Source organism: Muricoccus harenae, from assembly GCF_009848505.1.
In the GTDB taxonomy this organism is placed as follows: domain Bacteria; phylum Pseudomonadota; class Alphaproteobacteria; order Acetobacterales; family Acetobacteraceae; genus Roseomonas; species Roseomonas harenae.
In genome coordinates this window covers 43,494-53,717 of sequence record NZ_WWDL01000035.1, presented here as the reverse complement: position 1 = coordinate 53,717, position 10,224 = coordinate 43,494, and the positions used below count along the sequence as shown (strand labels likewise).

Here is a 10,224-nt window from a genome sequence, read left to right as displayed (position 1 = left end):
TCATCGGGTCCTCGGCCGGTCAGGGGTGGGAGCGTCGCAACTCCACCCTAGCCGCCAGGTCCGATGGCCACCCAAGCCCTAAATCCCGGCCGAAACCGGATTTTCCACCACCTCCGCGGACGTTACCCATGGTTGCCCCGGCGAAGACCGCGCGCGGCGGCACCTTCTGCACCAGCGCATTGACCGTGGTCAGCACGATGCGCGGGCGACTGGCGGTCTCCATCAGCCGGGTCAGGGTCGCCACGCGCTCGGCGATGATTTCGGGATTGGGCGAGACGCGGTCGTAGGGAAGGCAGTCCCAGGCCGGGAAGGTCAGGACCTCGGCGTCGGGGGCCAGGAAGGCCAGGGCATCAGCCATGCGCTGCATCCGGGCGTCGTCCCGGCAGACATGCAGGACGCCTTCCGATCCCTCCGCCCGCCGGCGGGCCAGCAGCAGCCCGTCATATCCCTCGGGCGCGCCGTAGACGTCCAGACCGCGACTCTTCACCAGGGCCATTCAGGATTTCCGCATGTCTTGGGGAAGCCCCGCGCCCGGGACCGCGCTGGCCTCCAGCAGGCGCAGCATCATGGGGGATTGCAGCTCCCCCGGCACGGTGCGGCGGCCGGAGAGCCAGTCCGCCAGGTCGACATCGGGCAGTTCCAGGATTTCCTCAACCTCGTCCAACTCCTGCTCGGAGAAGGTCTCAATCCTGTCCGAGACGAAGCCTCCAACCAGCAGGTCTGTCTCCTTCGTGCCGCGATGACGCGCCCGGAAGAGCAAACGCCGCCGCCGAGGGGAAAGTTCGTCCGGTTGGTTATCCATCGCGCGGGGCCCGTTCGGTATTCGTTCGTGCGGTGCCATATAACCCCCACGCCGAATCATGCCAGCCCAGCCCGACTATCTCCTCCCCCTCCTTTCGCCAATCGACAGCCTTCCGGAGGCTGCGGGCAAGGCGCGCCATCTGGCCGACGCCGCCGGGCCGCGCGTGCTCGACCTGCTGTTTCACCTGCCGGAGCGATATGTGGACCGCAGGCGCGTCACCCGGCTGGCGGATGCCGCCGATGGAGACGTCGCCACCGTGCCCCTGCTGGTGGAGGCGGTTGTCGCCCCCCGGAACCCGTCGCAGCCCTGGGTGGTGAAATGCCTGAGCGAGCGCTCGATGCTCGACCTGGTCTATTTCCTCCGCGCCCGCTGGGTCGGCCCCTGGCTGCACCGCACCTTCCCCGAAGGCGCCGCGCGCACCGTGTCCGGCCGGGTCCGCCGCTATGGTCCGCGCTGGCAGATGGACGCGCCCGAATTCGTGTCCCCGCCTGACATCATCCCCGCCATCCAACCGGTCTGGCCACTGGTGAAGGGGCTGGGGCCGAAGGACGTCCAGAAGGCCATGGGCGCCGCCCTGGCTCGCCTGGCCCCCATGCCCGAATGGCAGGACCCCACCCATCTCCGCCGCCGCCGCTGGCCAGGCTTCGCGGAGGCGCTGCGCTGCCTGCAGGTCCCGGAAGCCCTCCCGCCTCCCGAGGCAACCGACCGCCTGGCCTATGACGAATTGCTGGCCGGCCAGATCGCCATCGGCCTGGTCCGACGTGCGGTGCTGGAGCGGCCTGGGCGATCTCTCCAGGCCGACGGCGCTCTGCGGGAGCGCGCCCTGGCCGCCTTCGGCCATGAGCCCACCCCCGCCCAGCGCCAGGCCATCGCCGAAATCGATGCGGACCTCGCGGCCCCTCGGCGGATGCTCCGCCTGCTCCAGGGGGATGTCGGCAGCGGCAAGACGCTGGTGGCGCTCATGGCCATGCTTCGCGCCGTAGAGGCCGGGGCACAGGCCGCCATCATGGCGCCCACCGAAATGCTGGCCCGTCAGCACCTCCGCACCTTCCAGCGCCTGGCCGGGGCGGCCGGGGTGGAATGCGCCCTGCTCGCCGGCAGCGTGAAGGGCAAGGAACGTTCCCGGGTGCTGCGACGGTTGGCCGACGGGTCCCTCTCCCTGGCCGTCGGCACCCATGCCCTGTTCCAGGAGGGCGTCCAGTTCCGCGACCTCGCCTTGGTGGTGGTAGATGAGCAGCACCGCTTCGGCGTCGCCCAGCGCCTGATGCTCACCGAGAAGGGCACCGAGACAGATGTGCTGGTGATGACGGCCACCCCCATCCCCCGCACCCTGCTTCTCACCCAGTGGGGCGAGATGGCTGTCTCCCGGCTGGAAGGCCGGCCGGCGGGTCGCAAGCCCATTGTCACGCGAATCGTCAGCCGGGACCGCCGGGAGGAGGTGCTGGCCGCTCTTCGCCGCGCCTTCGCCAGTGGCAACCGGGCCTATTGGGTGGTGCGTGCCATCGAGGATGGCGAGGCCCACGACAATGTGGCCGCCGAGACCACCTTCGCGCAGCTGAAGGAGGTGTTCGGCGAAACCGTCCGCCTCGCCCATGGCGCGCAGAGCCTGGACGTCCGCGAGGCGGCCCTGGGCGACTTCGCCGCCGGCCGCGCGCAACTCCTGGTCGCCACCACGGTGGTGGAGGTGGGCGTGGACGTGCCTGAGGCAACCATCATGATCATCGAACAGGCCGAGCGCTTCGGCCTCTCCGCGCTCCACCAGCTTCGTGGCCGCGTGGGGCGGGGCAGCGCGCAATCCTATTGCCTGCTGCTCCCATCGGCGGAGCTGCTGGAGGGGGAAAAGCGCCGCCTGGCCGTCATCCGCGATACGGAGGATGGCTTCGTGATCGCCGATGCCGATCTTGACTTTCGCGGCGGCGGCGATGCGCTGGGAACCCGCCAGGCGGGCCAGATCGGCCGCCGAATCGCGGACCCTCAGCGCCATGGCGGCTTAGTGCGCGTAGCTCATCAGGAAGCGGAGCTGCTGCTTGAGAAGGACCCGGAGCTTGTCGCGACCGAGCGCGGCCGCGCCGCGCGCAACCTTCTGGGCCTTTTCGACCACGATCTGAGCCTGAAGCCCCTCGCGGCCGGGTAGCTTCTGTAATTTCCCCGCCCCGGGTCTTGCGCGCCCCCCATCCCCGCCGTAACCCGGCTGCGCGGGGGCGCCCGGTCCCCCGATCTGTTCACCCCGGGGGGGGATTTGACCGTGGACGCCGCTCACATCGAGATCGACCGCCTGACCAAGCGTTTCGGCGCCTTCACCGCCGTTGACGACGTGTCCTTCACCGTCCGCGCCGGCGAGGTGCTGGGCTTCCTCGGCCCCAACGGCGCGGGCAAGTCCACCACGATGAAGATGCTCGCCGGCTTCGTGACGCCGAGCGCCGGCACCGCCCGCATCATGGGCGAAGACGTGGTGGACCGCCCGGTAGCCGCCAAGCGCCATCTCGGCTTCCTGCCCGAGGGCGCCCCGACCTATCCGGAAATGACCGTGCAGGGCTTCCTCGGCTTCACCGCCCGCGCGCGCGGCTATCGCGGCAGCGAGGCCGGGGACCGCGTGCATGACGCCATGCGCATGACCTCGCTGGAGGAGGTGCGGCTCCAGCCCATCGAGACGCTGTCCAAGGGCTTCAAGCGCCGCGTGGGCCTCGCCCAGGCGCTGCTGCACGATCCGCCCGTCCTGGTTCTGGACGAGCCGACCGACGGCCTCGACCCGAACCAGAAGCACGAGGTCCGCAATCTCATCGCGCGCATGGCGCCGAGCAAGGCCATGATCATCTCGACCCATATCCTCGAAGAGGTCGGCGCGGTCTGCACCCGCGCCATCGTCATCGCGCGGGGCCGCGTGATCGCGGATGCGACGCCGGCCGAGCTCGCCGCCCGCGGACCGGACCTCGACACCGTGTTCCGCGAGCTGACCCGGGAGGCCGCTTGATGGGCGGTACCATGACTGTCGCCCGGCGCGAGCTGGCGGCCTATTTCTCCACCCCTGTGGCCTATGTGTTCATCGTCATCTTCCTGGTGATGTCGGGCGCCCTGACCTTCACACTCGGAGGCTTCTTCGCCCGCTCTACGGCGGACCTGCAGCCCTTCTTCGCCTTCGTACCCTGGCTGTTCCTACTCCTCGTGCCCGCCATCACCATGCGGCTCTGGGCCGAGGAACGGCGCCTGGGGACGATCGAGCTGCTGCTGACCCTGCCCATCGCACAATGGCAGGCGGTGCTGGGCAAGTTCCTCGCGGCCTGGGCCTTCTGCGCCATCGCCCTGGCCCTCACCTTCCCTCTGGTCCTCACCGTCAACGTGCTGGGCGACCCGGACAACGGCGTGATCGCGGCTGGCTATCTCGGCTGCCTGATGGTGGCTGGCTCCTACCTCGCTATCGGCGCCGCCATCTCGGCGCTGACGAAGAACCAGGTGATCGCCTTCGTCCTCTCCGTCGCCGTCTGCTTCCTCTTCGCTGCGGCCGGATCGCCGGTCGTCACCGAATTCCTCAGCCGCAACCTGCCGGTGATGGCTGAGGTCGCGCGCGGCATTTCCGTCACTGACCGGCTGGCCGCATTTTCGCGTGGCGTGATCTCCCTGCGCGACGTGATTTTCTTCGCCAGCTTCATCGGCGTTTGGCTTTTCGCCAATGCCATCGCCGTCGACCTGCGGAAGGCGGACTGAACCGTGAGCGACGTGACCATGCTTCCCAAGCCGCGCAGCCGCGGCACCTGGCTTTCCATCGGCGTCCTCCTCGCCGTCGTCGCCCTGGCGGTTGGCGTCAACCTGCTGGCGGACCGTTTCCTCTCCCGCGCCCGCATCGACCTGACGGAGCAGCGCCTCTACACCTTGTCCGAGGGCACGCGGCATGAGATCGCCAGCCTCCGCGACCCGATCACCCTCCGCCTCTTCTACTCCCGCCGCCTAGGCGCCGCCGTGCCGGTCTTCGGCGCCTATGCCGACCGCGTGCGGGAGATGCTGCGGGAATATGTCTCCCTCTCCAACGGCAAGATCCGGCTGGAGATCCTGGACCCCGAGCCCTTCTCCGAGACCGAGGACCGCGCCCTTGCCTATGGGCTGCAGGGCGTGCCGCTCGATAATGCGGGCGAGCAGGTCTATTTTGGCCTTGCCGGCGTGAACCTGCTGGATGACGAGCGCACGATTCCCTTCTTTCAGCCGGACCGCGAGCGCTTCCTCGAATACGACCTGACGCGCCTCGTGCACGAGCTGTCGAACCCGACGCGCCCCGTGCTCGGCGTGCTCTCCTCCCTGCCGCTGAATGGCGACCCGCGCGCGATGATGATGCGCGTGCCGGGTGCCGGGCAGCCTTTCCAGGTAATGACGCAGCTTCGGCAGTTCTTCACCGTGAAGGACGTAGCGGCGGATGCGCAGACCATCCCCACCGACGTGCAGGTGCTGCTGGTCGCCCATGCCCAGAACCTTCCTGACGCGACGCTTTACGCGATCGACCAGTTCGTCATGCGCGGCGGCAAGCTGCTGGCCCTGACGGACCCGCACAGCGAAAGCCAGGCCTCGCGCCCGGACCCCACCGGCCGCCCGCCCGCCTCCACCTCCTCGAACCTGGACCGGCTGTTCAACGCCTGGGGCATCGAAGCGCCCTCGGACAAGGTGGTGGTGGACCAGCGCGGCGCTTGGCGCGTGCGCGCCGGGCCGAACGACCGCGTGCAGGGCGTGGACTATCTCGCCTGGTTCAGCGCCCAGGGCGACAGCCTGAACCGCACCGACGTGGCCAGCGCCGAGTTGTCCCAGGTCACCTTCGCCTCGGCGGGCGAGTTGCGGAAGCGCGAAGGCGCGGCCATCGAGCTGACGCCACTCCTCACCACCTCACCGCAATCCGCGCTGATCGACGCCGCGCGCGTCCGCGAGACGCCGGATCCCGCGCGAATCCTCGCCGAGTTCAAGGCGGATGATCAGCGCCGTATGCTGCTGGCGCGGGTGCGCGGCGTGCTGAACACGGCATTCCCCGAAGGACCGCCGGCCCTGCCCGAAGGCGTGCAACGCGCAGACGGCCTCCCTGCCCATATGGCGAGCACCAATGGCCCTGCGAATCTCGTCATCGGCAATGACGCGGACATCCTGGAGGACCGCTTCTGGGTCCGCATGCAGGACTTCTTCGGCCAGCAGGTGGCGACGCCGACCAGCGACAATGGTGCGCTGGTGACCAACTTGGCGGATACGCTGGCCGGCGGCGACTCCCTCATCTCGCTGCGCTCCCGCGGTGAGAGCCTGCGGCCCTTCACCCTGGTCGATTCCATGCGCAGCGATGCCGAGGCCCGCTATCGCCAGACGGAGCGCGGGCTGACGGAGCGGCTTCAGGCCACTGAGCGCCGGTTGCGCGAGCTGCGCCAAGGCCCCGGCGGCAACAACGCCCAGACCGTCATCACTCCCGAGCAGCGCGCCGAGATCGATGCCGCCCGTACCGAGATCGTCCGCACGCGCCAGCAACTCCGCAGCGTGCAGCGCGAGTTGCGCCAGGGGATCGAGGGGCTGGAGACCTGGCTCCGCATCCTCAACATCGCGCTCGTTCCGGCGTTGATCACGGCCTTCGCCATCGGCTTGGCTGTGCTGCGCAGCCGCCGCCGCGCGGCCGCCCGGGGGTGACGGCATGCCGCTGAACCGACGCCATCTCATCATTCTCGGCGGCAGTGCCGTTATCGTGGCGGGCGCCGCCGCTCTGCTGGTGCCGCAGGACGGCGCGCCCCCGCCGCCATCCCAGGCGCCCCTCGCCTTCCCCGCCCTCGCCGGCCGGCTGCAGGCGGCGCAACGCATCGAACTACGCCAGGGCGGACAGAGTCTGGCGCTCCAGCGTGGCCCTGGCGATGTCTGGACCCTGCCCGCCAAGGGCGGCTACCCCGCGCGCGGCGAGCGTGTGCGCGAGTTGCTGGTCGGGCTGACCGAGCTGCGCCTCGCCGAGCGCCGCACCGCCGATCCCGAATCCCTCTCCCGCCTTGGGTTGGACGAACCCGGCGCGCCCGGTTCCACCGCCCTCCTCCTGCGCGTGCTGGATGGTGCCGGCGTGGCGCTGGCTGAGCTGGTCATCGGCCGCCGCCGCACGCGCACCCAGGGTGGCGTCCCGGAGAGCGCTTATGTTCGCCTTCCTGCCGAGAACCAGTCCTTTCTCGCCGAGGGCCGTATCCCCGTGGATGCCGATGCCCAACTCTGGATTGATCGCGAGATCGCCAACATCCCCAATGAGCGGGTCCTTCGCGTCATCGCCGTCCGCGACGGCAATACGGTGGAGCTGCTGCGCGAGGACGGCCCGGACGGGCGGCTGCGCATCGTCCTACCCGGCGATGCGCCACCAGCCGATGACGTTTCGTTGGATGAGGTTGGCCGCGCGCTGGAAGGGCTCACCCTTCTCGATGTCCGCACCGCAGCAGAGGCGCCTGGCGAGCCAGCGGGTGAGGGCCGCTTCATCCTCACCGACAACCTCATCGTCACCGCCCGCATGCGCAGCGCCGGCGGCGATGTCTGGATGACCCTTGAGGCCACTGGCGGCGACGAAGCAGCGCGGCTCGCTGCCCGCTGGCGCGGCTGGGCCTATCAGGTCGGCGCATGGAAGCTGCCGGCCTTCGCACCCAGCCTCGAGACGCTGCGGAAGCGGGAAGGTTGAGCAGTCGCGAATACCCCGACCGGCCCTGGATCGGAATCGGGTGTCTCGCCTTCCGCGGCGATGATGTGCTGCTGGTGCGCCGCGCTCGCCCGCCGCGGCAGGGCGAGTGGTCGATCCCCGGTGGCGCGCAGATGCTCGGCGAACCAGCCGAGGCCGCGGCGCGGCGCGAGTTGCTGGAGGAAACGGGCGTTGAGGTCGGGCCGCTCATCCTTGCCGCTTGCGTCGACGCGCTGCAACGGGACGCGACCGGAGCAATTCGCTTCCACTACACGATCATCGACTACGCGGCTCGCTGGGTTTCCGGTGAACCGACGCCTGGAGACGACGCGACCGAGGCGCGCTTCTTCGCGCCGAATGAGCTCCAACTCCTCGGGTTGTGGGACGAAGCGCTGCGCGTGATCGCCGAGGCACGGCGCCGCCTCTCGGAATAAGTGGCGTAACCGCCTTGGCGGAATGCATTTGCCCCCTCACGCCCTTGCACCGGATCCGTAACGGACCGCGACGTAAAACGCAGATGAGGGTTCATCAGGATGAACCGCTTCACCAAGCCCCTGGCTGCCTTCGCCGCGTCGTCGCCATCGCCAATCCCTCTGCCGCGCAACAGGCCAGCTATTGCGACGGCAAGCAGAAGGCCGATTCCTTGTACAGCGACTTGAAGTCCAATGGCCGCACTGGCGGCGTCGAGTATCACGTCAAGTTCCAGAGACAGGACCCGCCCACGACGCCGGGCGGGCCTTTCGGCATCAGTAGTAGATCCGTTGGTTCTCCATGCCGGCATATAGCGAGGCGACGAATTCGCCATAGCCGTTGAAGATCCGTGTCGGCACCCGCTCATTGCTGCCCAGCAGGCGCTCGCTTGCCTGGCTCCAGCGCGGATGCGCCACCTCCGGGTTCACATTCGCCCAGAAGCCGTATTCGCTCGATTGGAGCTTCTCCCAGTAGCCGACTGGCTGCTCCGCCTGGAAGGTGACGCGCACGACGGACTTCGAGGCCTTGAAGCCGTACTTCCAGGGGAAGAGCACGCGAAGCGGCGCGCCGTTCTGGGGCGGAAGCGGCTTGCCGTACATGCCAGTTGCCATGAAGGCCAGCTCGTTCCGGGCTTCCGCGATTGTGCAGCCATCCGAATAGGGCCAGGGATACCAGGACTGGCGCAACCCCGGCATGGTGTCGCGCTGCGCCGCCGTCTCGAAGACGACAAATTTCGCTTCCGGCTTCGGCGCCGCGAGCCGCACGAGCTCAGACATGGGGAAGCCGGTCCAGGGCACTGTCATTGCCCAGGCCTCGACGCAGCGGTGCCGCAGCACCCGCTCCTCCAGGCTCACCTGTTTCAGCAGGTCCTCCAGCGCCAGCTCGCGCGGCTGTTCCACCAGCCCGTCGAAGCGGACGGACCAGGGGCTGACCTTTAACCGGGCGGCGGCCGAAGCGACGCTCTTGGAACTGCCGAACTCGTAGTAGTTGTTGTAGTTCGTTGCATCTCGCTCGGGCGTCGTTTCACGCCCCGGCTGGAAGCGCGTGTTGCGCATGGCGGGCGCGGCCGCTTGCGCGAAGGCTGGCGGCGCCAGGGCGCCGGCGGCCAGGATCGCCCCGGCCCCCAGCGCAGCCCGTCGGCCCATCACGGCCGATTCCGGCGTTGCTGCGCTCTCCGGCAATTCCCAGCCGCGGCGAATACGGATCAGCATGTCGGCCTCCGAGGACGTCTCTGGCAACTCGTGCGCCTGGGGCGCGATTCAAGCCCGTCCCCTCACCGCCCCAGCCGCAATTCCGCGCGCTGCACAATGCCGCGGAACTTCGCCAGCTCTCCGTGCAGGAAAGCCCGTGTCGCCTCAGGCGTGGTGGCGGGAGACGGATCGACGCCGGCAGCCGCCAGCCGCTCTCGCACCGGCCCTTCCGCAAGCGCTGCATTAGCGGCCGCGTTCAGCGCCGCCAGCACCGGCGCCGGCAGGCCGCGGGGCGCCAGCAGCACGTTCCAGGTAGTGACGTCGAAGCCCGGCGCGACTGTTTCGTGGAGAGTCGGCATATTGGGGAAGAGCGGGTGGCGCTCCTTGGAGGTCACCGCCAGGCCGCGCGACAGCCCGTCCCGCAGATGCGGCGCGGAGGAGGCAAGCACCTCGAAGGAATAGGCCACCTCGCCCTTGGCCAGGGCCTCCATCACGGCGGAGCCGCCGCGATAGGGCACATGCTCCGCCTCCATCCGCCCCACCTCGATTTTCAGGTATTCGCCTGTCAGGTGCCCGACGCCGCCCACGCCGGAGGTGGCCCAGGACAGTGCCCCCGGCCGCGCGCGCACGGCGGCGACGAGATCTGCGATCGTCCGGTGCGGTGAGGCAGCCGGCACCACAACCACGAGCGGCCCGCCCCCGACCACCGCAATCGGTGTGAAATCCCCAACCGGGTCATAGGGCATCTGCGAGGGAAGCGCCGCCGGATTGGTTGCATGGGAGGAGGCAGTACCCAGAAGCAGGGTGTAGCCATCGGCCGGGCGCTGACGCACCCATTCGCTGCCCACCGCACCGCCCGCCCCCGCGCGGTTCTCCACGATCATGCGCGCGTTCGGGCCGAGATGCGGTGCCATCCGCTCCGCCAGCACGCGCCCAGCGATGTCGGTGGAACCGCCGGCCAGGAAGGGGACCACGAGGGAAACTGGCCGGTCCGCCACCCAGCTCCCGCCTTGGGCGAAGGCCGGAAGGGCCGGGGCAAGGGTAGCGGCAGCAAGCAGGGCGCGGCGGCGCATAGGCGAAATCCTCCATCATCGCCCTTCTGCCAGGTAGGC

9 protein-coding genes and 1 pseudogene are annotated in these 10,224 nt (G+C 69.2%); 6 read left to right on the top strand and 4 right to left on the bottom strand.

The genetic code is table 11. The annotated features are described in order from the left end of the window. Positions 1-112: 112 nt before the first annotated feature. Both GSE44_RS21110 and GSE44_RS21105 read right to left on the bottom strand, forming a co-directional pair. Positions 113-496: pseudogene (locus GSE44_RS21110) on the bottom strand (transcription-repair coupling factor); the annotation flags it as partial. Continuing rightward, positions 497-802 carry an FAD assembly factor SdhE gene (locus tag GSE44_RS21105; RefSeq protein WP_159350805.1) on the bottom strand — a complete coding sequence of 102 codons (306 nt, stop codon included), beginning with the start codon at positions 800-802 and terminating at the stop codon, positions 497-499. Positions 803-860: 58 nt separating this feature from the next. Between GSE44_RS21105 and recG the strand changes: the two genes are divergently transcribed. The 6 genes from recG (at position 861) to GSE44_RS21075 (ending at position 7,885) form a co-directional block, all read left to right on the top strand. Further along, positions 861-2,936 carry an ATP-dependent DNA helicase RecG gene (gene recG / locus GSE44_RS21100; protein ID WP_159350804.1) on the top strand — a complete coding sequence of 692 codons (2,076 nt, stop codon included), beginning with the start codon at positions 861-863 and terminating at the stop codon, positions 2,934-2,936. A gap of 111 nt (positions 2,937-3,047) precedes the next feature. Next, positions 3,048-3,773 (top strand): ABC transporter ATP-binding protein, encoded by a 726-nt coding sequence (locus GSE44_RS21095; RefSeq protein ID WP_235925024.1) that lies wholly within the window; start codon positions 3,048-3,050, stop codon positions 3,771-3,773. Beyond that, the gene (locus GSE44_RS21090; protein ID WP_159350802.1) at positions 3,773-4,504 is read left to right on the top strand and encodes an ABC transporter permease; all 732 of its coding nucleotides are present in this window, start codon (positions 3,773-3,775) and stop codon (positions 4,502-4,504) included. Before GSE44_RS21095 ends, GSE44_RS21090 begins: the two co-directional genes overlap by 1 nt. Positions 4,505-4,507: 3 nt before the next feature. After that, positions 4,508-6,442, top strand: coding sequence for a GldG family protein (locus GSE44_RS21085; protein WP_235925022.1), 1,935 nt, complete (start codon positions 4,508-4,510; stop codon positions 6,440-6,442). A 4-nt stretch (positions 6,443-6,446) separates the two neighbouring features. After that, on the top strand, positions 6,447-7,454 hold the full coding sequence (locus GSE44_RS21080) for a DUF4340 domain-containing protein (protein ID WP_235925020.1): 1,008 nt from the start codon (positions 6,447-6,449) through the stop codon (positions 7,452-7,454). Beyond that, the gene (locus GSE44_RS21075; RefSeq protein ID WP_235925018.1) at positions 7,451-7,885 is read left to right on the top strand and encodes an NUDIX hydrolase; all 435 of its coding nucleotides are present in this window, start codon (positions 7,451-7,453) and stop codon (positions 7,883-7,885) included. The genes GSE44_RS21080 and GSE44_RS21075 overlap by 4 nt, the downstream gene beginning before the upstream one ends. Before the next feature lie 312 nt (positions 7,886-8,197). Here GSE44_RS21075 and msrP read toward each other — a convergent pair whose 3' ends face one another. Together msrP and GSE44_RS21065 are read right to left on the bottom strand one after the other, a co-directional pair. Beyond that, positions 8,198-9,133 carry a protein-methionine-sulfoxide reductase catalytic subunit MsrP gene (gene msrP / locus GSE44_RS21070; protein ID WP_159350800.1) on the bottom strand — a complete coding sequence of 312 codons (936 nt, stop codon included), beginning with the start codon at positions 9,131-9,133 and terminating at the stop codon, positions 8,198-8,200. 62 nt (positions 9,134-9,195) lie between these two features. Continuing rightward, positions 9,196-10,185: a Bug family tripartite tricarboxylate transporter substrate binding protein gene (locus GSE44_RS21065; RefSeq protein WP_159350799.1), complete on the bottom strand. Its 990-nt coding sequence runs from the start codon at positions 10,183-10,185 to the stop codon at positions 9,196-9,198. Positions 10,186-10,224: the final 39 nt, after the last annotated feature.

Excerpts from the sequence above, each read along its gene's own strand:
- GSE44_RS21090 (WP_159350802.1), top strand. The coding sequence starts at position 3,773 with ATGGGCGGTACCATGACTGTCGCCCGGCGCGAGCTGGCGGCCTATTTC.
- GSE44_RS21105 (WP_159350805.1), bottom strand. The coding sequence starts at position 802 with ATGGATAACCAACCGGACGAACTTTCCCCTCGGCGGCGGCGTTTGCTC.
- GSE44_RS21065 (WP_159350799.1), bottom strand. The coding sequence starts at position 10,185 with ATGCGCCGCCGCGCCCTGCTTGCTGCCGCTACCCTTGCCCCGGCCCTT.
- recG (WP_159350804.1), top strand. The coding sequence starts at position 861 with ATGCCAGCCCAGCCCGACTATCTCCTCCCCCTCCTTTCGCCAATCGAC.
- GSE44_RS21080 (WP_235925020.1), top strand. The coding sequence starts at position 6,447 with ATGCCGCTGAACCGACGCCATCTCATCATTCTCGGCGGCAGTGCCGTT.
- msrP (WP_159350800.1), bottom strand. The coding sequence starts at position 9,133 with ATGCTGATCCGTATTCGCCGCGGCTGGGAATTGCCGGAGAGCGCAGCA.